We start from the raw sequence: 20,867 nt of genomic DNA on the forward strand, positions 1-20,867 counted from the left end.
TGTATGAGCGACATGAAGACATGCTTCAAACGGGTGGACTACGACCTTTCCAATCTGCTGCATTACCTGGATGTTGGTGACATCGGCCTGCCTGATATCCAGCGGCCATTCGTGTGGTCCAATGCCAAAGTACGGGATCTTTTCGACTCGATGTATCGCGGCTTTCCCGTTGGCTATTTTTTGTTCTGGGAGAACGCCCAGACGAACGGCGCCAAACAGATCGGTGTGGGCAACAAGGTACACACCGCGCCTTCGCGGCTCATCGTGGATGGACAGCAGCGGCTCACGTCGCTGTACGCTGTGTTCCGTGGCAAGCAGGTCCTCGACGATGACTACCGCGAGCGGCGCATCGAGATCGCTTTTCGCCCACGCGACGGTCGCTTTGACGTGGCGGATGCTGCTATCAAGCGTGATCCCGAGTGGATTGCGAATATTTCCGACCTTTGGGCGTCGGGTAGCTCCAGCTTCAAGATGGTGAAGGAGTTCCTGAAGGGGCTGAGCGCCAAGACCACGTTGAGCGATGAGGAGGAGGAACAGATAAGCCACAGCCTCGACCGGTTGTTCGACCTGCAGAAATACCCGTTCACTGCACTGGAGATCGCATCCAGCGTAGACGAGGAGCAGGTGGCCGACATTTTCGTGCGTATCAACAGCGAAGGTGTGAAGCTCAATCAGGCCGACTTTCTGCTGACCCTGCTGTCGGTGTTTTGGGACGAGGGCAGAGCGGCACTAGAGCACTTTTGTCGCGCTTCACGTCAGCCACCGGCTGCCGGCAGTGATGCTTCGCCGTTCAATCATTTCATCGAGCCGGACCCGGATCAACTGCTGCGTGTGTCGGTCGCGTTGGGCTTTTCACGCGGCCGCCTGAAAAGCGTGTACCAGGTGCTGCGCGGCAAGGATTTGGACACGGGCCAGTTCTCTGCTGCTCACCGGGACACTCAGTTTCAGGTATTGCAGCAGGCGCAGGCGAAGGTGCTGGATCTGACCTGCTGGCATCAGTTCCTGAGCGCGCTGATTGGTGCCGGCTTCCGTAGCCGTGAAATGATCTCCTCGCAGATGGCGCTGGTGTATGCCTACGCGTTCTATCTCATCGGCCGCACCCAGTGCAAAGTCCCCGAACACCAGCTACAGAAGGTGATCGGGCGCTGGTTCTATTTCGCCAGCCTTACCGGTCGCTACAGCAGCTCGCCGGAGTCTGTGATGGATGGGGACCTTAACCGGCTGCGGGGCGTATGTTATGCCGGACAGTTCATTGGAATTCTTGATGAGCTGATGACCAACCAGCTGACCCGCGACTTCTGGGCAATCACTTTGCCGGCCGCGTTGAACAGTTCGTCCGCGCGCAATCCGGAGTTGTTCGCCTACGTTGCCGCACAAAACCGTCTGAATGCGCCGGTACTTTTCTCGCACAAAAAGGTGAGCGAACTGCTTGATCCCGCCCTGAAGACCAAGAAGAAGTCGCTGGAACGGCACCATCTGTTTCCTGTGGCGTGGCTGCAGAAGGAAGGCGAGGAGGACCGCAAGATCATCAACCAGATGGCGAACTATGCATTGCTGGAATGGCCGGACAACATCGAGATCAGTGACGACCCGCCGACTGAATATGTGCCGAAGATCAAGGCTCGTTTTAGCGTCGAGGATTGGAAATGTATGCATGAGCTGCATGCGCTGCCGGTGGACTGGCAGTTGATGTGCTACGCCGACTTTCTGGTGGAGCGGCGCAAGCTGATGGCCGATATCGTCCGGCGTGGTTTTGAGACGTTGTTGTAATGCGAAAAGGTGCAGCACCCCCAGGACCGGAAACCGCCGTTCGGCGCGTGGATACTGTCCCTTGTCAGCCCGACACTATTTCCCAAGTAAGCAGAAAATGGCATCAGCGACAATAAAAGTGACTTGAGGTGGGCGGCGTGCTGGCAGTTTCGCCTGATGTGTTGCGAAAATCCCGAAAGCGCACTCGATCGGTTTGCACCACCCAGCTACCACTCCAGCATGATCTTCCCGATATGCTCACTGCTCTCCATCAGCGCATGCGCCTTGGCCGCCTCGCGTGCCGGGAATACCTGATGGATCACCGGTTTGGCCTTGCCTGATTCCAGCAGCGGCCACACGCGCTCATGCAGCTGCCTGGCCAATGCGGCCTTGAACGCGACCGGTCGCGCGCGCAGGGTGGAGCCGGTGATGGTGAGTCGGCGCAGCATGATCTGCATGGCATTGATCTCGGCCAGCTTGCCGCCCAGGGTGGCGATCAGCACCAGTCGGCCGTCTTCGGCCAAGAGCTCCAGTTCGCGCGGGATGTAATCGCCGGCGACCATGTCCAGGATCACGTCCACGCCGCGCCCGTCGGTGTGCTTTTTCACTTCCTCGACGAAGTCCTGCTCGCGGTAGTTGATGGCGTGGGCGCCGAGCTTTTCGCAGGCCGCGCATTTTTCGGCGTTGCCGGCAGTGGCGAAGACGCGGTGGCCGAGCGCGTGCGCCAGCTGGATGGCGGTGACGCCGATGCCGCTGGAGCCGCCCTGGACCAGCAGCGATTCGGGCTTGCCGCCTGCGCCGGTGCCGAGCCGGCCGCGATCGAACACGTTGCTCCATACGGTGAAGTAGTTTTCCGGTAGCGCGGCCGCCTCCAGCAAGCTCAGGTCGCCGGGAATCGGCAGGCATTGCAGCAGCGGCACCACGGCGTATTCGGCGTAGCCGCCGCCGGTGAGCAGCGCGCACACCGGGTCGCCGCGCTCCAGGGCGAACGGGTTGTCGCCGCTCATGTCGCCCTCGACCAGTTCGCCGGCCACCTCCAGCCCAGGCAGGTCGGAGGCGCCGGGTGGCGGGGCGTAGTTGCCTTGGCGCTGGGATACGTCCGGCCGATTGACGCCGGCTGCCGCCACCCTGATCAGCACCTCGCCCGGACCCGGCCGGGGGATCGCGCGCTCCGTCAGTTGCAGGACGTCTGCGGCGCCGGGTTCGGTGATTTCGATGGCTTGCATGGTGGCCATGGGGGCTCCGGGGTGTGGTCAGGCTGGCGTGTCGACAAGTACCAGCTCCGCGTCTTCGACGGCGGTGATGCGCAGCTCCCGCTCGTCGCGGATGGCCGCACCGTCGCGTGTTTCGATGCGCGTGCCGTTGATGTCGACAATGCCGGTGGAGGGCACCAGATAGGCGTAGCGGCCGGCGTCCAGGGCATGGACGATACTCTCGCCCGCCTTCAAGGTGGCCCCCGACACCCGCGCATCGGTGCGCAGGGGCAGGGCATCGCCGTCGCCGGGGGTGCCGCTGGCGAGGGTGACGAAGCGCCCGGAGCGGTCGCCCTTCGGGAACGGTCGCGCGCCCCACGAGGGTCGCTGGCCGTGCTGGTCGGGGATGATCCAGATCTGGAAGATGCGGGTGGCGTTCGACTCCATGTTGTATTCGGAGTGGGTGATGCCGCTGCCCGCGCTCATCACCTGCACGTCGCCGGCCTCGGTGCGGCCTTCGTTGCCCTGGTTGTCGCGATGGGTGATCGCGCCTTCGCGCACGTAGGTGATGATCTCCATGTCGGCGTGCGGATGCGGCGGGAAGCCGGTGCCCGCGGCGATGGTGTCGTCGTTCCACACGCGCAGGGCGCCCCAACCCATGCGCTTGGGGTCGTGATAGCCGGCAAACGAGAAGTGGTGTTTCGCCTTGAGCCAGCCGTGGTCCGCGCCGCCCAGGCTGTCGAAGGTTCTGCGTTCAATCATGATCTGTGCTCCGCTCCGTTTTCCGTGCGCCACATGCGCGTGACCACATGATGAGGTCGGGCCTGGCGTCACGGAATGCACGTCAGGGAAACAGTCAGTTCGCGAATCGGCGAATGCGCCGGCAGGGGCGACCTGCCGGACGAGACGCTAGGCCGCCTTGCCTGCCGCGTCCAGCGCGCTGAACTGTTCGTCGGTCAGTTCGATCCTGGCGGCGGCGACATTCTGTTCCAGGTGTTCGACCTTCGAGGTGCCGGGAATCGGCAGCATGACCGGGCTGCGCTTGAGCATCCAGGCCAGGGCAAGCTGGCTGGGCGAGGCATCGTGTTCCTTCGCCAGTTTCTCCAGCAGCGAACCAGGCTTCACCAGGTGGCCTGAATCCAGTGGCGCCCACGGAATGAAGCCGATGCCGTGCTTCTCGCAATACTCGAGCACGTCTTCGCTGGCGCGGTTGACCAGGTTGAAGCGGTTCTGCACGGTGGCGACCTTGAAGTGGTTGGACGCGGCGATGATGTCCTCCACCGAGACTTCGCTGAGGCCGGCGTGCGCGATGAGGCGATCATCCAGCAGCGACTTGATCGCCGAGAACTGTTCGTCGCGCGGCACCTTGTCGTCGATACGGTGCAGTTGCCACAGGTCGATCCGCTCCACACCCAACTGCCGCAGGCTCTTGTGCGCCTGCTGGATCAGGTATTCCGGCCGACCCAGCGGTATCCACTGGTCCGGCCCGGAACGGGTGAGGCCGCCCTTGGTCGCGATCACCATGTTCTCGTACGGATGCAGCGCTTCGCGCAGCAGCGGCTCGGCCACATCCGGGCCGTAGGCGTCGGCGGTGTCGATGAAATCCACGCCCAGCTCCGGCAGCCGCTGGAGGGTGCGGATGCACTCGGCGCGATCGGCCGGTTCGCCCCAGATGCCGCGACCGGTGACGCGCATGGAGCCAAAGCCAAGGCGATGGACGGTCAGCTCGCCGTCAATGGAGAACGTGCCGGAAGCGGCTGCGGGTTTGTCGGCCATGGAGAATCCTGATGCGGTAGTGAGATCAAGACGAGAGCCTAGCGCGGTGCGTGTCCACGGCAGGTCTCCGGTTCGTGCGTACCGTGTTATGCGCGCCGTGTTGTGCGCGCGCTCAGTCGGCGTCGCTGCGCACCTGCGCGTGGCTGATCAAGGCGAAGATCAGGCTCCCACCGACAATGTTCCCGGCCAGCGTCGGCAGGGCGAACTGCGTGATGCAATCGAGCAGGGCCAGGCGTCCGTCGAATACCAGATACATCGCTTCGACCGAGCCCACGATGATGTGGGTAAAGTCGCCCATGGCGATGACATAGGTGGTGAAGAGGATGATCATGAAGCGCGAATTCTCGGCGGCGGCCAGCATCCACACCATCATCGAGATCAGCCAGCCTGCCAGGATGCCCTTGGTGAACATCTGCCAGGCCGAATTGGTCATCAACTCTTCGCCGACCTCGACAAAGGCTTTCTCGGTGGCGGCGTCGAACTGATCCAGGTGCAACAGCCCGAACGCGAACAGCGAGACGCCGACCAGGTTGCCGACCAGCACCACCGACCACAAGCGCATGAAGCAGCGGAATTTCTCGGCCGTGGGCTCGGTCATCACCGGCAGCACGGCGGTCATGATGTTCTCGGTGAAGAGTTGCTGGCGCGACAACACCACGAGAAGGAATCCCAGCGGATAACCCAGCGATTCAAGCAGAAAGCCGCCGGGCAGGTCGCCGACATAGCGCCGCAAGACGCCGCGTGCCAGCAGCGAGAAGCCCATCGACAAGCCGGCTGCCAGTGACGACCAGGCCAGCGCGCTCACGCTGCGCTTGAGTTCCTGCTCGCCATTGCTGCGGATGATCTCGTGCAGCACCGCCACCCTTGGCGGCCGCTTGCGCTCGACCTCGACCTTCTCGTCGTGCGAAAGGGCAAAACCGTCGTCTCCGTCGGCTTTATTCCGGTCGTCGGGCTCTTTGTCGGCTGTTTTGGTGGGCGGCGCGCTCATCTGTGATCCGAGACCTGTCTGTTGAACGATGCAGGGCCGGACACCAGAACCGGCCGAACGACCGAGGACATCCGAACTCCCGTGGACGCTGCCGCACATCGAGCGGAAGCGCGCGTACCCACAAGACAACGAATGCGCGCAAGCCCGCGTGAAGATCAGGCGGCCGCGGGCGCAACGACACCCAGGTGGGACATTGCGGACGACCCGGCGACGGCGCGTCCCGGTGCTGACCCTTCAGCAGACGACTGGCGCCTGCCGTCACTTGGTGGCGGGCACCAGATATCCCGCCGGCAGTGCAGCCTCGTCCCGCATCGCCCGCATGTACCGATCGCGCAGCATGGTTTGCCGACTGACCATCGGAATCTTGCGGCCGGCGATGAAGACCTGATCCGGTGCGCTGGACAGCTCCAGCGGATCGGCGTTCCAGACCACCAAGTCGGCCAGCTTGCCTGGCTCCAGTGTGCCCAGGTCCTTGTCCATGCCGTAGATCTGCGCCGGGTTCAACATCAGCGCCTTGAGCGCATCCAGCCAGGGCAGGCCGTTGGCGACGGCGTTGCCGGCGGCCTGGGTGACGTTGCGGGCGTTGTGGGTTTCGCCGGTGGCGAAGGCGATCAGCACGCCGGCCTGTTGCAGCCGTGCGGCGTTCTCCAGGGTGGAACCCAGTGATTCGAAGTGGGAGGGCAGGTCCTCCAGCGGATTGAGCAGCACCGGCACCTTGGCCCTGGCCAGTTGATCGGCGACCATCCACGCCTCGGCGCCGCCGGAGACGACGAGTTTCAGCTTGAAGTCGCGGGCCAGCCGCAGCGCCGCCTCGATATCGCTGGCGCGCTCGACGTGGATCACCAGCGGCATGCTGCCGTCCAGCACGGGGCGCAGCGCTTCCAAATCCAGCCGGGTAAGCGTGTACGGGCGGCGCCTGTTGCTGGCGTAGGCGTTGGTGTTGGCGGCGTAGTCGCGGGCGTCCTGCAGCGCCTCGCGCAGCGCCAGCAGCGCGCTGGCGCGCGAACCACCAGCCAGTTTCGCGCCGGATTCGCCGAGCGTGGCGAACATCGCGGCCGGGTCGCGGTGGATGAAGCCCTCGGTGGAGCCCAGGTCGATGATGGCGCCACGACCGGCGATGATGTGCTCGTCGCTGTCGGTCGGCGATACCATCGCGCGGGTGACCCCGGCAATGCGGTTGACCGGGATCAGCACGGAGCGCGGGTTGATGGCGTCGGCGACGTCGAACGCGGCGCTGAAGCGTGATTTGCCGGCCGAGGCATCGCGGGTTTCAGCGACCGCCTCGACTTCCACGACGCCGAACTGGCTCTGCGGATCGAAGATGCCGGGCGTGACGATCTTGCCGGTGGCGTCGATGCGCTCGGCATCGGCCGGGATCCCGACGTCGGTGCCGACGGCGGCGATCCGGCCGTCCTTGATCAGCACCGTGGCGTGCTCGATCTTGCCGGCCTTGCCCAGCGTGTAGACCGTGCCGCCGCTGATTGCATAGGTTCCGCTGGCGGTGCTGGCGGTGTCGGCGTGGTTGGCGACGACAGCCTTGTCGGCATGGCTGTCCGGGTCCTTCGCGGGACTGCAGGCGACGCAGGACAGCGCCAGCAGCATCATCAGGTATTTCATGGCGCGTCCTCCCCGGCCAGGTCGTCGGTGGCGGTCGGCTTCACCAAGCTGCCGAGCATGAAGTCCGACTTCGACTGCCGCGCTGGATCGGCGCGGTCATAGACCACGGCGCCGTCGAGGAATACCTTTTCGGTGTGCGCGTACACGCTGAACGGGTCGGCGCTCCAGAGCACCACGTCGGCATTCTTGCCCGGTTCCAGCGAACCGATGCGGTCGGCCAGACCCAGCGCCCTGGCCGGGTTCAGCGTCATCCACATCACCGCATGCGCCTTGCTGGTGCCGAGCCCGGCTTGCCGGCCCGCGGCCCAGGCCTTGGCCACCTCCTGGTTGAGGCGCTGGATGCCGTTGGGATCGTCGGAATGGATCAAGGCACAGGCACCGCCCGCGTCGGTCATCGCCAGGTTGGCGCGAATGCCATCCCAGGCCTCCATCTTGAAGCCCCACCAGTCCGCCCAGACCGCGGCGCAGGTATCGGTTTTCGCCAGCAGTTTCGGAATCTTGTAGGCCTCGACGGCGTGATGGAACGCGGTGATCCTGAAGTTGAACTCCTTGGCGACATCGAGCAGTGCGGCCATCTCGTCGGAGCGGTAGCAATGCATCTGGATCAGGATCTTGCCGTCCAGCACTTCGGCCAGCGTTTCCTTGCCGAGGTCGCGCTTTGGTGGTGAGCCGGCCTCGGCGGCGCCCTTGGCCTTGACCTTGGCCTGCCACGCCTTCCATTCGCGGTCGTAAGCCTGGGCGTCGGCAAACGCCTGCCGGTAACCGGCGACGTTGCCCATGATGGTGGAGGGGAACTGATGCCGGCTGCCGTAGACGCGCATCGGGTTTTCGCCGCAGGCCATCTTCAGGCCATAGGGCGCGTTCGGGAACTTCATCGCCTGCACGGTGGTTGCCGGCACGTTCTTCAGCACCACGCCGCGCCCGCCGATCAGGTTGCCCGAGCCGGGGAGAATCTGCAGCGTGGTCACGCCACCGGCGCGGGCCGTGTTGAAGCCGGGGTCCTGCGGCCAGACCGAATGTTCGGCCATCACCTGCGCCGTGTTCGGGTTCGTCATCTCGTTGCCCTGGCCGGTCACGGCGACCGAGGGCGACGGATAGACGCCCAGGTGCGAATGCACGTCGATCAGGCCGGGCGTGACGTACTTGCCCTTGGCATCGATGACCACCGCGCCTGCCGGCGCCTCGACCTGCTTGCCGATCGCGGCGATCTTGCCGTCACGCAGCAGGATCGAGCCGTCGTCGATGCGCTCGCCGGTACCGGTGTAGATCATGGCGTGCGTGATCAGCGTGGTCTGCGCGGGCAGGGGCTGGTACGTGGACGGGAACGCATCCGGCGGAAATTCCGATGGTGGCGTGTCTGCGGCGTGCGCAACGAAGCCGGCGGTGAACAGGATGCAGGTCGCGAGCATCGCCGCGCGCAAGTGTGACGATTTCATCTTTGCTCCCAAGTGGACACCATGCCAGTCCGGCCCTGGTCGGCATCATGCGGCACATCCGTCGCCACGGTTCGAAAAACCTTGACGCGAACCGTAACGCGAACGGTGGGGAAAGTCCCGTCAGCTGACGCGGCACCTCCGGCATCGCCTCGCGGGATGCCGCGACACGCTGTCGCACGCGCCTGCGCGCAGCCGGATTCGGCTCACACTGGCGGTGTCCCCCAGTCGGAGCACGTCGATGTCCAGCAAGTCGTACAAGCAACTCACCCAGGACCTCAGCAAGGCCGTCGGCACCCTGCGCGCGGCGCAGCCGGGCACGCTGGACGGATTTTCAGCCATGTCCAAGGCCGCCATGGAGCCGGGCGTGCTTTCGGCCATCGACAAGGAACTGATGGCCCTGTCGATCGGCGTGGCCGGGCGCTGCGACGGTTGCATCGGTTTCCACGTGAAGGCTTTGGTGCGCATGGGCGCCAGCTACGAGCAGCTCACCGAGACGCTGGCCGTGGCGGTCTACATGGGCGGCGGCCCCTCGCTGATGTATGCGGCCGACGCCGTGCGCGCATGGGAGGAGTTCGGCGGAAAGAGCTGAGGGCATTCGCACTGTCTCCAGCGCAGGCGCACGAATAAAGAACGGCACCGTCTCGCAACGGTGCCGTTCGTGTTTCTCGCCAAGGCTTGCTTACAGCGCTTCGAAAATGCCCGCCGCGCCCATGCCGGTGCCGATGCACATGGTGACCATGCCGTACTTCTGCTTGCGTCGGCGCATGCCGTGCACCAAGGTGGCAATGCGTACCGCGCCAGTGGCTCCGAGCGGATGGCCCAGCGCGATGGCGCCGCCCAGCGGGTTGACCTTGGCGGGATCGAGCTTGAGATCGCCCATCACGGCCAGCGCCTGCGCGGCGAAGGCTTCGTTGAGCTCGATCCAGTCCAGCTGATCCTGCTTGATGCCGGTGTCCTTGAGGGCTTTGGGAATGGCTTCCTTCGGGCCAATCCCCATCACTTCCGGCGGAACCCCGGCGACGGAGAAGCCGACGAAACGGGCCAGCGGCTGCAGGTTGAATTCCTTGATCGCCTTTTCGCTGGCCAGCATCACGGCGCCGGCACCGTCGGACATCTGGCTGGAGTTGCCGGCGGTGACGGTGCCGCCGAACTGGCCGTTGCGGAACACGGTGCGCAGCTTGGCCAGCACCTCGAGCGTGGTGCCGGCGCGCGGACCTTCGTCCTGGTCGATCACCCGACTGTCGGTCTTGATGCTGCGCTTGGCCAGATCCGGGTAATGGTCGTCGAGCTGGAACGGGGTGATCTCGTCATTGAATTCACCGGCAGCCTGGGCAGCCAGGGCGCGACGATGGCTTTCGACCGAGAACGCGTCCTGCTGCTCGCGGCTGACCTTCCACTGCTTGGCCACGTTCTCGGCGGTGATGCCCATGCCGTAGGCGATGCCGATGTTCTCGTCGGTGAAGATCGCGGGGTTCATCGCGATCTTGTGGCCCATCATCGGCACCATGCTCATGCTCTCGGTACCGCCGGCGAGCATCAGGTCGTCCAGACCCAGGCGGATGCGATCGGCCGCCATCGCCACCGACTGCAAGCCGGAGGAACAGAAGCGGTTGATGGTGACACCGGGCACGGTGTGGGGCAGGCCGGCCAGCAGCGCGCCGATGCGCGCCACGTTCATGCCTTGCTCGGCCTCGGGCATGGCGCAGCCGATGACCACGTCGCCGATGCGGTGCGGGTCGATACCTGGGTACTGCGTCATCACGGCACGGATCACGTGGGCGAGCATGTCGTCCGGACGGGTGTGGCGGAACACGCCGCGCGGCGCCTTGCCGACCGGGGTGCGGGTGGCGGCGACGATGTAGGCGTCTTGCACTTGCTTGGTCATGGTTCTTGCTCCGTTGCGTCGCGCATGCAGCAGCGACGGCTTTGGTTTTTGATCGTCATGCCAGCGGAGGCTGGCATCCAGTGTCTTCGGCTTTGCGGCTTGAGGCACTGGATCCCGGCTTTCGCCGGGATGACGGCGTGGAAGGTTCGGGTCAGTTCCTGAGCGGTTTGCCGGTGGTCATGGTGTGGGCGATGCGGGCCTGGGTTTTCTCGGTCCTGGCCAGCTCCACGAAGTGCTTGCGTTCCAGTGCCAGCAGCCATTCCTCGTCGACGGTCGAGCCGCGCTCGATCACGCCGCCGCACAGGGTGTCGGCGATGCGGGTGGCGATGTCGACATCGTGCGGCGAGGCGAAGTAACCCGCTTGCAGGTTGGCCAGCGAGGCCTTGAAGGTGGCGGTACCGACATCACCGGCGACCGGGATCGCATTGGCAGGCAGCGGTGGGCGGTAGCCGCTTTCGGCCAGGGCATTGGCCACCTGCTTGGCGACATACAACAGCTCGTAGGCGTTGAACACGACCACGTCGCTGTCGCGCAGCAAGCCAAGATTCTTCGCCTCGAATGCGCTGGCCGAGACCTTGGCCATCGCCACGGTCTCGAACACCTTCTTCAGCTCCTCGAACGGATCGGCCGGGTTGGCCTTGGCCGCGCGGATCGCCAGTTCATGCAGCCCGCCACCGGCAGGCAGCAGACCCACGCCGGCCTCGACCAGGCCGATGTAGCTTTCCAGCGCCGCGACGGTGCGGGCCGAATGCATCTGGAACTCGCAGCCACCGCCGAAGGCCATGCCGCGTACGGCGGAGACGACTGGCACCAGCGAGTGCTTGATCGCCATGCTGGTGGCCTGGAAGTTGGTCACCATCTTCTCGAAATCGTCGAACTTGCCTTCTTTCAGCAGGCCCAGCGCGCCCTTGAGATCCGCGCCGGCGGAGAACGGCTCGCCGGTCTGCCAGATCACCACCGCCTTGAGTTTTTCCTCGGCCAGCTTGATCGCGTGTTGCACGCCGTCGAGCACGTGGTCGTTGACCGTGTTCATCTTGGTCTTGAACGAGAGGATGCCGATGCCGTCGTCGCCCAGCGTCCACAGGCGCACGCCGTCGTTCTCCCACACCGTGGTGCCGGTATCGAACTTCTCGCCCAGGATCGGATCGGGGAACAGTTGACGCTTGTAAACGGGATGCTGCGAACGCGGCTTGTCGGCGTTGGCGCTGGCCGAGTAGGAGCCGTCCTTGTGATGCACTCCCTTGCGACCATCGGTGACCCAGGCGGGCAGGGGCGCGTCGCTCATCGCCTTGCCGGACTTGATATCTTCGTTGATCCATTCGGCGATCTGCTGCCAGCCCGCGGCCTGCCAGGTCTCGAACGGGCCGAGCTTCCAGCCGTAGCCCCAGCGGATCGCGAAGTCCACGTCACGCGCGGTGTCGGCGATGTCGGCCAGGTGATAGGCGCTGTAATGGAACAGGTCGCGGAAGCTGGACCACAGGAACTGCGCCTGCGGGTCGCTGGACGCGCGCAGCTTGCCGAACTTCTCGGCCGGGTCCTTGATCGCCAGGATCGCGGCCACTTCATCGGACGGCTTCTGCTCGGACGGACGGAAGTCCTGCTTGGCCACGTCCAGCACCTGGATGTCCTTGCCGACCTTCTTGTAGAACCCGCCGCCGGTCTTCTGGCCCAGCGCGCCCTTGTCGATCAGGCCCTGCAACCACACCGGCGCCTTGAAGTACTTGTGCCACGGATCGTCGGGCAGGGTGTCGGCCATGGTCTTGATGACGTGGGCCATGGTGTCCAGGCCGACCACGTCGGCGGTGCGGTAGGTGGCGCTCTTGGGGCGACCCAGCGCCGGACCGGTCAGCGCGTCGACGGTGTCGAAACCGAGCTTGAACTGGTCGGTGTGGTACATCGCCGACAGCATCGAGAACACGCCGATGCGGTTGCCGATGAAGTTCGGGGTGTCCTTGGCAATCACCACGCCCTTGCCGACGGTGGTGACCAGGAAGGCTTCGAGACCGTCCAGCACCTTCTTGTCGGTGAGCCTGGTCGGGATCAGCTCGACCAGATGCATGTAGCGCGGCGGATTGAAGAAGTGCACGCCGCAGAAACGATGGCGCATTTCCTCGGGCAGCGCCTCGGCCAGTTTGGTGATCGACAAGCCCGAGGTGTTGGAAGCGATGACTGCCGTCTTCGACAGGTGGCTGGCGATCTTCTTGTAAAGGTCGAGTTTCCAGTCCATCCGCTCGGCGATGGCCTCGATCACCAGGTCCACATTCTTGAGGTGATCCAGGTGCTCGTCGTAATTGGCGGGGATGATCGAGGCAGCGAGCGCCTTGTCCGCCAGCGGCGCCGGCGACAGCTTGGCGAGGTTGGCGATGGCCTTCAGCGCGATGCCGCTCTTGGGGCCTTCCTTGGCGGGCAGATCGAACAACACGGTCTCGACGCCGGCGTTGGTCAGGTGGGCGGCAATCTGCGCGCCCATGACACCGGCGCCCAGCACGGCGGCCTTGCGGATGCGCAGGCCGGAGGTGGGGGAGGATGCAGCAGTCATTGGCTTCTCCGATGGTGCGATGGTGATGACTCGATGAAGAGTGGCAAGTCGGCCGTTACCGGCCAGTGAGAAGAATCTAGGGGTGGCTGAGCCCGGCGGCCGCGAAGCGGACCAGGTGCTGCACGGTCTGCTCGCGGTGGGCCTGCTGGCTGACATCGTCCTTGCGCTGGATCATGCCGAAGCCGGACATGGCGTGGGTCAGCGCGCCGGTGACCAGATCGATGCGCCAGTACAGCTCGGCCTTGCCCAGATGCGGCAGCAGGCGGGCGAATTCGGCGGTGAACTGGCGCATCACGTGACCGTAGTTGTCGGACAGGAAGCGCCGCAAGGTGTCGTCGTGCTCGGCGAAGGCGCGGGCCAGCACCCGCATGAACAGCGCGCCGTTGCCCTCGTGCGAGAGCTCCAGCGCAGGTCGGATATAGGCATCCAGCACTTGCTCGAGTGTGGCGGTATGGTCATCGCCGAGCTTCGCCAGTGCGGCCAGCCGGCCTGCGTTCAGGGCATCCAGTCGGCGGCGGAACACTTCCTCGACCAGCTTTTCCTTGGAACCGAAGTGGTAATTGACCGCCGCCAGATTGACCCCGGCGGCCGCCGTCAGTTGCCGCAGGGAAGCGCCATCGAAACCGCGTTGGGCGAACAATTGTTCGGCGGCGCCGAGGATGCGGTCCCGGGTGGAACTGGTCGTATTCACGGGGAGGAGGTGTCCTGCAGTGGATCGGACAATTCAAACGATCGTTTGAGGATACGTGAAGCGATTCCCGCACGTCAAACGATCGTTTGTTGCACTCTGCGCGGTTCTTGCGTATGAGCTAGAATCTGTCAGACTTTAGTGGGCTAAATCCTCAATCCTTGTCAGGTTTAGCTGCTTTTGCCGGTAGTTGCCGGCGCAATCACTTTCCTTGAAATCCGTTTGCCGGAGCAGATCCCATGGCGCTGGAGCGCACCCTTTCCATTATCAAGCCCGATGCCGTCGCCAAGAACGTCATCGGCGAAATCTATGCCCGTTTCGAGAAGGCCGGCCTGAAAATCGTCGCCGCGCGCATGAAGCAGCTGTCGCGACAGGAGGCCGAAGGCTTCTATGCAGTTCATCGCGAGCGCCCGTTTTTCAAGGCGTTGGTCGAGTTCATGATCTCCGGTCCGGTGATGATCACCGTGCTCGAGGGCGAGAACGCCGTGCTCGCGCATCGCGACCTGATGGGTGCGACCAATCCGAAGGAAGCCGCGCCGGGCACGATCCGCGCCGACTTCGCCGAGTCGATCGATGCCAATGCCGTGCATGGCTCCGACGCCGTCGACACCGCCAAGGGCGAGATCGCCTATTTCTTCGCCGCGACGGATATGGTTTCAAGGTAACCATGTCCGAAGTTGTCGCCAGCTCGAAGAAGGTCAACCTGCTCGATTTCGATCGCCAGGGTCTGCGTGATTTCTTCACGCAGATCGGCGAGAAGCCGTATCGCGCCGAACAGGTGATGAAGTGGATCTACCACGACCTGGAAGACAACTTCGAGAACATGACCGACGTGGGCAAGGCGCTGCGCGCCAAGCTCACCGAGGTTTGCACCATCGGTGCGCCGAAGACGATGCTGGACAAGGCTTCCACTGACGGCACCCACAAATGGCTGCTGGGCATGGACAGCGGCAACGCGATCGAGACGGTGTACATCCCCGAGCCGACCCGCGGCACACTGTGCGTGTCATCGCAGATCGGTTGTGCGTTGAACTGCGGCTTCTGTTCCACCGGCGCGCAGGGCTTCAACCGCAACCTTTCCACCGCCGAGATCATCGGCCAGGTGTGGGTGGCGGCGAAGTATCTCGGCAACGTCACCCATCAAAACCGCCGCATCACCAACGTGGTGATGATGGGCATGGGCGAGCCACTGGCAAACTTCGAGAACGTGGTGCGCGCGATGAAGCTGATGCGCGACGATCTCGGCTTCGGCCTCGCGGCCAAGCGCGTCACCTTGTCGACGGCTGGCATGGTGCCGCTGATCGACCAGCTGTCGGATGCCATCGACGTATCGTTGGCGGTGTCGCTGCATGCGGCCAATGACGACCTGCGCACCGAACTGATGCCGATCAACAAGCGCTACCCGATCGCCGAATTGCTGGCTGCCTGCCAGCGCTGGATCGCGCGCAAGCCGCGCACCTCGATCACCTTCGAATACACCTTGATGAAGGGCGTCAACGACCAGCCCGAGCACGCCCGCCAGCTGATCAGGCTGATGCGCAAGCTGCCCACCTGCAAGGTCAACCTGATCCCGTTCAATCCATTCCCCGGCACGCGCTACGAGCGCTCCGACGCGCAGGACATCCACGATTTCCAGACGAAGTTGCTCGGCGCGGGCGTGCTGACCATGTTGCGGCGTACCCGCGGCGACGATATCGACGCGGCCTGCGGTCAGTTGGCCGGGCAGGTTGCCGACCGCACCCGACGCAGCGCCGATATCCGCAAACGGCAGGACCAAGGAGCGATACATGCGATTTGACCGGGTCCTGATCCTGAGCCTGTTGTTGCCATTGGCTGGTTGCATCACCACGCACACCAACAGCGGCTCGCTGGGCAAGCCGCTGCCGCAGGAAACCAAGGCCGACCAGGCAAAGGACGCCGCCCGCGTCCACACCGAACTGGGACAGCATTATCTGGTCCAGGGCGACTTGCAGACGGCCTTGGCCAAGCTGCAGATGGCGCTGCAGTTCGACCCGAACTATGCGCCGGCACATACGGTCATCGCCGTGATCTACGAGCGCATCGGCAAGCTCGACGAGGCGGAGAAACACTACCGCAAGGCGGTTGAGTTGGACCCCGCCAAGGGCGCCTGGGACAACAACCTGGGTCAGTTCCTGTGTTCGATCGGCAAGTATGCCGAGGGCGAGACCTATTTCCGCAAGGCGGTGACGGATCCGTTTTACGCGACGCCGGGCGTCGCGCTGACCAATGCCGGCGTCTGCCAGCTGCGTGCAGGCGACAAAACGCGCGCTGAAGCGGATTTTCGTGACGCCATCGCGCGAAATCCCAAGGATGGCGAGGCACTCTTCCAGCTCGCGAACCTGCTTTACGAGAAAAAGGACGCGTTTCGTGCAAGGGCATTCCTGCAGCGTTTCGACGCTCTGGGCACGCCGACTGCCGCATCGCTCAAGCTCGGTCACGATATCGAATCCAGCATGGGCAACCCAGAGGGGGCCCGAAATTACGGCAAGCGACTGCGCAGCCAGTTCCCGGATTCGGAACAGGCACGCGCCCTTGAACCCACCAGCAGCCCATGACGTCCATCCAGTCCGACACACCCGCACGGAACCCCAGCCTCGCAGACGCATTCGCCGACCCTCCGGTCGAGCGGAACGAAGCGGTGCGTGAAAGCCACGAACCCAGCTTCGGCAGCCGCTTGCGCGCCGCGCGTGAAGCGCGTGGGCTGGATCTCGAGAGCTGCGCGAGCGCGCTGAGACTGCCCGCTCGGGTGCTGCGGAAGCTGGAGCAGGATCAGCACGACGGCATCGACTCCAAGATCTACCTGGGCAGCTACATCAGCAAGTACGGGCGTTACCTGGGCATCAACGAGGCCTCAGTCCAGGTCGAGATGGATCGCATCCGGCAGATCGAGGCCCCACTGGTGGCCAGCGGTGGCATTTCGCATTCGCGTTTCCTGCTGGATCGTTACGCCACGGCGGCCACCTATGTGGTGCTGACCCTGGTGATCGCGGTACCCACGGTCTGGTTCGGCGTGCGCAGCACGCTGGATCGCGACCTCAGTCATCTGGCGCCGCTGGATGCCGCACCCGTGGCACAGCAGGAAGTGGCGGGGACCGCGACTTCGACGAAGGGCGACAAGCAAGCCGGTCAAGCGCCGACCCTGCCGCCTGCCGTGACCAACGCGGCCGAAGCGGATCAGCCGCTGATGGCGTCGATGGCACCGTTTCCAAACCTGACCAGCGAAAAAAGCATGGCGTTGCCCAAGCCCGCGACCGCTGCGGTCGAATCGGGTAGCGGTGACCACAGCGTGAACCTGACGCTCACCGCACCCAGCTGGGTGGAGGTGACCCGGGCCGACGGCACGCGGATGGAATATGGTCTGCTGCCGGCCGGCAGCCACAGGACCTACCATAGCGACCAGCCGCTTGATGTGCGCATCGGCAACGTCAGCGGCGCCCAGGTCAGAATCGACGGCCAGTCAGTGGGGCTCGATGATTTCAAGCGTGCCAACGTCGCGCATTTCCGCATGCAACTGCAGGACGGCAAGGCCTCCGCGGCCAGCCTCTGATCGCATCATCGGCCGCTCCGTGGCGGCCTTTTCGGTTATGCTTGCGCATTGCCCGCCTGGCTATCAGGTGGGCCTGATCCACCCATCCCTTGGTTTATCGCGCTGGACTGCGCTCGTGGCTGCGCGGCTTATTGAACGGTGATTGCATGGCATTTGAAGAATACGACAAGTACGAACAGAGCGAGCTGGTCCAGAAGTGGCTGCGCGAAAACGGTGTCTCGATCGTCGTCGGCGTGCTGATCGGCCTGGTCGGCATCTTCGGATGGCAGCAATGGCAGAAGCACCAGGCCAACAGCCAGAGTGCCGCATCGCAGCTCTACCAGCAGGCCAAGTTGGCCCAGCTGAGCGGCAAGCCGGATGTCGCCGTGCAGCTCACGGAGCAGCTGAAGAATGATTACGCCAAGTCGCCGTATGCCGTGTTTGCGGTAAGCGATCTCGCGCGGCAGCAGGTGCAGGACAAGCAACTGGACAAGGCAGAGGCCTCGCTGCAGTGGGCCGAGAGTCACGCCGCAGAGGCGCCGCTGAAGGCATTGACCATGTTGCGGATCGCCCGCGTCGAGTTGGCAAACAAGCAGGCCAAGGCCGCGCTGGCCACACTGGATCGCATGCCTGCTGACAGCTTTCAGGGGCTGGCTCAGGAACTCCGCGGTGATGTGCTGGTCAAGCTTGGACGCCAGGACGATGCGCGCAAGGCTTATCACACGGCCATGTCGGTACTGAGCGAGGATGCGCCGCAACGCGGCGCCTTGCAGATGAAAATCGATGATCTGGCCGTGGCCGGGAAGCAGGGTGCATGAAAAGATTTCTGTTGATCACACTGGTTTCGTTGGCAACCCTTGCGGGCTGCCATTCGTTCAAGAAGGAAAACGTCCAGCCGCCGACGCCGTTGGCCAAGGACTTCACCCCGACCGTGCAGGTGACGCGCCTGTGGAAAACCAGTGTGGGCGACGGTGCTGGCGAGAGCGGTGTCCGGCTGCGCCCGACCGTGGTCGACGGCGTGCTCTACGCCGACAGCACTGACGGCAAGCTGGCGGCGATTGACGCAACCAGCGGCAAGAAATTGTGGTCGAAAAGCTCGAGCACCCATGGCTGGTTCGGCTGGGGCGACAAGAAGCGCAAGGACGCCATGTATGCCGGTGGTCCGGCAGTCAGCGGCGACCTGCTTGCCGTGGGCACGCTCGATGGCCATGTCTACGGCGTGAATGCGAAAGACGGCAGTCCGCGCTGGGAAGCCTATATCAATACCCAGGTGCTTGCCTCGCCGGTGATCGTGGGCGACCAGGTTGTGGTACGCGGCGGTGATGGCCGCGTGTATTCGCTCGATGCCTCGACCGGCAAGCGCCAGTGGGTGTATGACCAGGGCAACGTACCGCTGCTCAGCCTGCGCGGTAATGGCGGCCTGCTGGTGGCCAACGGCGTGGTGTTCTTTGGCAGCGATGATGGCCTGCTCGTCGCGCTGCGTCTGGACAACGGCACCAAGCTGTGGGAACAGCGCATGGCCAGTGGCGAGGGTCGAACCGAGATCGATCGCATGGACGACGCCGACGGCAGCATCCTGCTCGACGGCAGCACGCTTTTCGGTGCGGCCTACAACGGCAAGCTTGTCGCCATCGATGGCCCCAGCGGCCGTCCGATCTGGACGCGTGAATTCTCCACCTTCACCTCGCTGGCCATCAAGGACAACATCATTTTCGGTGTCGACGCCAACTCGCAGGTGTGGGCCTTCGACAAGAGCGGCGGCGCCGACATGTGGAAGAACAGCGCGCTTGAGCATCGCTGGCTCACCGGACCGGCGGTGCAGGGCAACTACGTCGTGGTTGGCGACTTGGAAGGCTACGTGCATTGGCTGCAAACCGGCGACGGCGCGCTCGCCGCGCGCGAGCGGCTGTCCAAGAAGGCGATCCGCGCGCAACCGCTGGTGGTCGGTGACATTGTTTACGTCGAGGACGTGAAGGGCCATATCGGCGCCTATCGCCTGTCCTCGCCCTGATCCCCCGAAGAAGTCCCCATCATGCTGCCCGTTGTCGCCTTGGTCGGTCGTCCGAATGTCGGCAAGTCGACACTTTTCAATGTACTGACGCGCAGTCGCGACGCACTCGTGGCCGACATGCCCGGGGTCACCCGTGATCGTCACTACGGCATCTGTCGCAGTGGCGAGCGGCCGTTCGTGGTGGTCGATACCGGCGGCTTGTCGGGCGTCGAGGAAGCCATGGACGTGCTCACCGCCAGGCAGGTGCGCCTGGCGATCGAGGAAGCGAACGTCCTGATCTTCGTGGTCGACGCCCGCGACGGCTTGCTGCCGCAGGACTACGTGATCCTGGGCGAGCTGCGTCGCAGCGGCAAGCCGATCATCGCGGTGGTCAACAAGACCGACGGACTGGACGAACAGGCCGTGCTGGCCGAGTTCTCCGCCTTCGGTATCGGTGCGACGCTGCCGTTGTCGGCCGCGCACAATCGCGGTACCGACGAGCTGCTCCGGGTCGCGCTGCCGATGCTGCCGGCCGATGAGGAAAGCGCCGTCGAGGCCGAAGGCGAGGACGGCAGCATCCGCGTCGCGATCGTCGGGCGCCCCAATGCCGGCAAGTCCACCCTGATCAATCGCCTGCTCGGCGAAGAGCGGCTGATCGTGTCCAACGTGGCGGGCACCACGCGCGACCCGATTCGCGTACCGCTGGAACGCGACGGCAAACGTTACACCCTGATCGACACCGCCGGCATCAGGCGCAAGGCGCGGGTCGAGGAAGCGGTCGAAAAATTCAGCGTGATCAAGACGCTGCAGTCGATCGCGGCCGCCCAGGTGGTGGTGGTGATGATCGATGCCCGCGAAAACCTCGCCGACCAGGATCTCACCCTGATCGGCTACGCGATGGACGAGGGCAGGGCGCTGGTCATCGCGATCAACAAGTGGGACGACATGGATAGCTACCAGCGCGACGAATGCCGTCGGGCGCTCGATCGCCGGCTGGTGTTTGTCGACTGGGCCAAGCAGGTGCAGATTTCCGCGCTGCACGGCTCAGGCCTGCGAGAGCTGATGCGGGCGGTGGTGCGCGCGCATACCTCGGCGACCAAGGTGCTGGTGTCCTCGGACCTCACCAAGACGCTGGAAAAGGCCTACGAAAGCTACCAGCCGCCGCTGGTACATGGTCATGCGCCCAAGTTGCGTTTCGCGCACCCGGGCGGCACCAATCCGCCGACGATCGTGATCCATGGCACGCGTACCAAGCACATTGCGCCGGCCTACCAGCGCTACCTGGAAAACTTCTTCCGCAAACGCTACAAGCTGGAAGGCACGCCGATCCGGATCGTGTTCCGAGAGGGCGACAACCCGTACGCCGGGCGCAAGAAGGTGCTGACCAAGGAACAGCAGCACAAGGCACGTCGGCGACGCAGCGAGTTGATCAAGCGCACGCGCTGACCGGGCACCGTCT

At 64.2% G+C, this 20,867-nt stretch carries 18 protein-coding genes; 9 read left to right on the top strand and 9 right to left on the bottom strand.

Going from position 1 to position 20,867, the window contains the following annotated elements:
- Positions 1-3 precede the first annotated feature (3 nt).
- Positions 4-1,770, top strand: a complete 1,767-nt coding sequence (locus tag AC0L58_RS07970; RefSeq protein ID WP_473688366.1) for a GmrSD restriction endonuclease domain-containing protein — start codon at positions 4-6, stop codon at positions 1,768-1,770.
- A 206-nt stretch (positions 1,771-1,976) separates the two neighbouring features.
- On the opposite strand, the gene AC0L58_RS07975 is transcribed toward AC0L58_RS07970, so the two are convergent.
- The 6 genes from AC0L58_RS07975 to AC0L58_RS08000 form a co-directional block, all read right to left on the bottom strand.
- Positions 1,977-2,975 (bottom strand): NAD(P)H-quinone oxidoreductase, encoded by a 999-nt coding sequence (locus AC0L58_RS07975; protein ID WP_473688640.1) that lies wholly within the window; start codon positions 2,973-2,975, stop codon positions 1,977-1,979.
- A 27-nt stretch (positions 2,976-3,002) separates the two neighbouring features.
- Positions 3,003-3,704, bottom strand: coding sequence for a pirin family protein (locus AC0L58_RS07980; RefSeq protein ID WP_473688368.1), 702 nt, complete (start codon positions 3,702-3,704; stop codon positions 3,003-3,005).
- A gap of 147 nt (positions 3,705-3,851) precedes the next feature.
- Positions 3,852-4,718 carry an aldo/keto reductase gene (locus AC0L58_RS07985; protein ID WP_473688370.1) on the bottom strand — a complete coding sequence of 289 codons (867 nt, stop codon included), beginning with the start codon at positions 4,716-4,718 and terminating at the stop codon, positions 3,852-3,854.
- 112 nt (positions 4,719-4,830) lie between these two features.
- Positions 4,831-5,706, bottom strand: coding sequence for a formate/nitrite transporter family protein (locus AC0L58_RS07990; RefSeq protein ID WP_473688372.1), 876 nt, complete (start codon positions 5,704-5,706; stop codon positions 4,831-4,833).
- 258 nt (positions 5,707-5,964) lie between these two features.
- Positions 5,965-7,323, bottom strand: a complete 1,359-nt coding sequence (locus AC0L58_RS07995; RefSeq protein ID WP_473688374.1) for an amidohydrolase family protein — start codon at positions 7,321-7,323, stop codon at positions 5,965-5,967.
- Complete coding sequence (locus AC0L58_RS08000) at positions 7,320-8,759, bottom strand: amidohydrolase (protein ID WP_473688377.1); 1,440 nt, start codon at positions 8,757-8,759, stop codon at positions 7,320-7,322. Before AC0L58_RS08000 ends, AC0L58_RS07995 begins: the two co-directional genes overlap by 4 nt.
- Positions 8,760-8,997: 238 nt before the next feature.
- Between AC0L58_RS08000 and AC0L58_RS08005 the strand changes: the two genes are divergently transcribed.
- Entirely contained in the window at positions 8,998-9,348 is a 351-nt protein-coding gene (locus tag AC0L58_RS08005; protein WP_473688380.1) for a carboxymuconolactone decarboxylase family protein, read from the top strand.
- 90 nt (positions 9,349-9,438) lie between these two features.
- Here the strand turns inward: AC0L58_RS08005 and AC0L58_RS08010 are convergent, their stop codons facing one another.
- The 3 genes from AC0L58_RS08010 to AC0L58_RS08020 all read right to left on the bottom strand — a co-directional run bounded on the left by AC0L58_RS08010 (position 9,439) and on the right by AC0L58_RS08020 (position 13,874).
- Positions 9,439-10,644, bottom strand: coding sequence for an acetyl-CoA C-acyltransferase (locus AC0L58_RS08010; RefSeq protein WP_473688382.1), 1,206 nt, complete (start codon positions 10,642-10,644; stop codon positions 9,439-9,441).
- Positions 10,645-10,795: 151 nt separating this feature from the next.
- Positions 10,796-13,183, bottom strand: coding sequence for a 3-hydroxyacyl-CoA dehydrogenase/enoyl-CoA hydratase family protein (locus tag AC0L58_RS08015; protein WP_473688384.1), 2,388 nt, complete (start codon positions 13,181-13,183; stop codon positions 10,796-10,798).
- 76 nt (positions 13,184-13,259) lie between these two features.
- Positions 13,260-13,874 (bottom strand): TetR/AcrR family transcriptional regulator, encoded by a 615-nt coding sequence (locus AC0L58_RS08020; RefSeq protein ID WP_473688386.1) that lies wholly within the window; start codon positions 13,872-13,874, stop codon positions 13,260-13,262.
- 236 nt (positions 13,875-14,110) lie between these two features.
- On the opposite strand from AC0L58_RS08020, the gene ndk reads away from it, so the two are divergent.
- The 7 genes from ndk (at position 14,111) to der (ending at position 20,854) form a co-directional block, all read left to right on the top strand.
- Positions 14,111-14,536 (top strand): nucleoside-diphosphate kinase, encoded by a 426-nt coding sequence (ndk, locus tag AC0L58_RS08025; RefSeq protein WP_473688388.1) that lies wholly within the window; start codon positions 14,111-14,113, stop codon positions 14,534-14,536.
- Between the two features lie 2 nt (positions 14,537-14,538).
- Positions 14,539-15,669 carry a dual-specificity RNA methyltransferase RlmN gene (gene rlmN, locus AC0L58_RS08030; protein WP_473688390.1) on the top strand — a complete coding sequence of 377 codons (1,131 nt, stop codon included), beginning with the start codon at positions 14,539-14,541 and terminating at the stop codon, positions 15,667-15,669.
- Positions 15,659-16,447, top strand: coding sequence for a type IV pilus biogenesis/stability protein PilW (gene pilW, locus AC0L58_RS08035; protein ID WP_473688392.1), 789 nt, complete (start codon positions 15,659-15,661; stop codon positions 16,445-16,447). Before rlmN ends, pilW begins: the two co-directional genes overlap by 11 nt.
- Positions 16,444-17,439, top strand: a complete 996-nt coding sequence (locus AC0L58_RS08040; RefSeq protein ID WP_473688394.1) for a RodZ domain-containing protein — start codon at positions 16,444-16,446, stop codon at positions 17,437-17,439. The genes pilW and AC0L58_RS08040 overlap by 4 nt, the downstream gene beginning before the upstream one ends.
- A gap of 146 nt (positions 17,440-17,585) precedes the next feature.
- Positions 17,586-18,236 carry a YfgM family protein gene (locus AC0L58_RS08045; RefSeq protein ID WP_473688396.1) on the top strand — a complete coding sequence of 217 codons (651 nt, stop codon included), beginning with the start codon at positions 17,586-17,588 and terminating at the stop codon, positions 18,234-18,236.
- Positions 18,233-19,429 carry an outer membrane protein assembly factor BamB gene (bamB, locus tag AC0L58_RS08050; RefSeq protein ID WP_473688398.1) on the top strand — a complete coding sequence of 399 codons (1,197 nt, stop codon included), beginning with the start codon at positions 18,233-18,235 and terminating at the stop codon, positions 19,427-19,429. Before AC0L58_RS08045 ends, bamB begins: the two co-directional genes overlap by 4 nt.
- 21 nt (positions 19,430-19,450) lie before the next feature.
- Entirely contained in the window at positions 19,451-20,854 is a 1,404-nt protein-coding gene (der, locus tag AC0L58_RS08055; protein WP_473688400.1) for a ribosome biogenesis GTPase Der, read from the top strand.
- The last annotated feature ends 13 nt before the right edge of the window (positions 20,855-20,867 follow it).

The organism is Rhodanobacter sp. G2-10, assembly GCF_055809185.1.

Coding starts and splice junctions, on each gene's coding strand:
- pilW (WP_473688392.1), top strand. CDS start 15,659: ATGCGATTTGACCGGGTCCTGATCCTGAGCCTGTTGTTGCCATTGGCT.
- AC0L58_RS07975 (WP_473688640.1), bottom strand. CDS start 2,975: ATGCAAGCCATCGAAATCACCGAACCCGGCGCCGCAGACGTCCTGCAA.
- AC0L58_RS07970 (WP_473688366.1), top strand. CDS start 4: ATGAGCGACATGAAGACATGCTTCAAACGGGTGGACTACGACCTTTCC.
- AC0L58_RS08040 (WP_473688394.1), top strand. CDS start 16,444: ATGACGTCCATCCAGTCCGACACACCCGCACGGAACCCCAGCCTCGCA.
- AC0L58_RS07985 (WP_473688370.1), bottom strand. CDS start 4,718: ATGGCCGACAAACCCGCAGCCGCTTCCGGCACGTTCTCCATTGACGGC.
- AC0L58_RS08005 (WP_473688380.1), top strand. CDS start 8,998: ATGTCCAGCAAGTCGTACAAGCAACTCACCCAGGACCTCAGCAAGGCC.
- AC0L58_RS07990 (WP_473688372.1), bottom strand. CDS start 5,706: ATGAGCGCGCCGCCCACCAAAACAGCCGACAAAGAGCCCGACGACCGG.
- AC0L58_RS08000 (WP_473688377.1), bottom strand. CDS start 8,759: ATGAAATCGTCACACTTGCGCGCGGCGATGCTCGCGACCTGCATCCTG.
- ndk (WP_473688388.1), top strand. CDS start 14,111: ATGGCGCTGGAGCGCACCCTTTCCATTATCAAGCCCGATGCCGTCGCC.
- rlmN (WP_473688390.1), top strand. CDS start 14,539: ATGTCCGAAGTTGTCGCCAGCTCGAAGAAGGTCAACCTGCTCGATTTC.
- AC0L58_RS08045 (WP_473688396.1), top strand. CDS start 17,586: ATGGCATTTGAAGAATACGACAAGTACGAACAGAGCGAGCTGGTCCAG.
- AC0L58_RS08015 (WP_473688384.1), bottom strand. CDS start 13,183: ATGACTGCTGCATCCTCCCCCACCTCCGGCCTGCGCATCCGCAAGGCC.
- AC0L58_RS07980 (WP_473688368.1), bottom strand. CDS start 3,704: ATGATTGAACGCAGAACCTTCGACAGCCTGGGCGGCGCGGACCACGGC.
- AC0L58_RS08010 (WP_473688382.1), bottom strand. CDS start 10,644: ATGACCAAGCAAGTGCAAGACGCCTACATCGTCGCCGCCACCCGCACC.
- der (WP_473688400.1), top strand. CDS start 19,451: ATGCTGCCCGTTGTCGCCTTGGTCGGTCGTCCGAATGTCGGCAAGTCG.
- bamB (WP_473688398.1), top strand. CDS start 18,233: ATGAAAAGATTTCTGTTGATCACACTGGTTTCGTTGGCAACCCTTGCG.
- AC0L58_RS07995 (WP_473688374.1), bottom strand. CDS start 7,323: ATGAAATACCTGATGATGCTGCTGGCGCTGTCCTGCGTCGCCTGCAGT.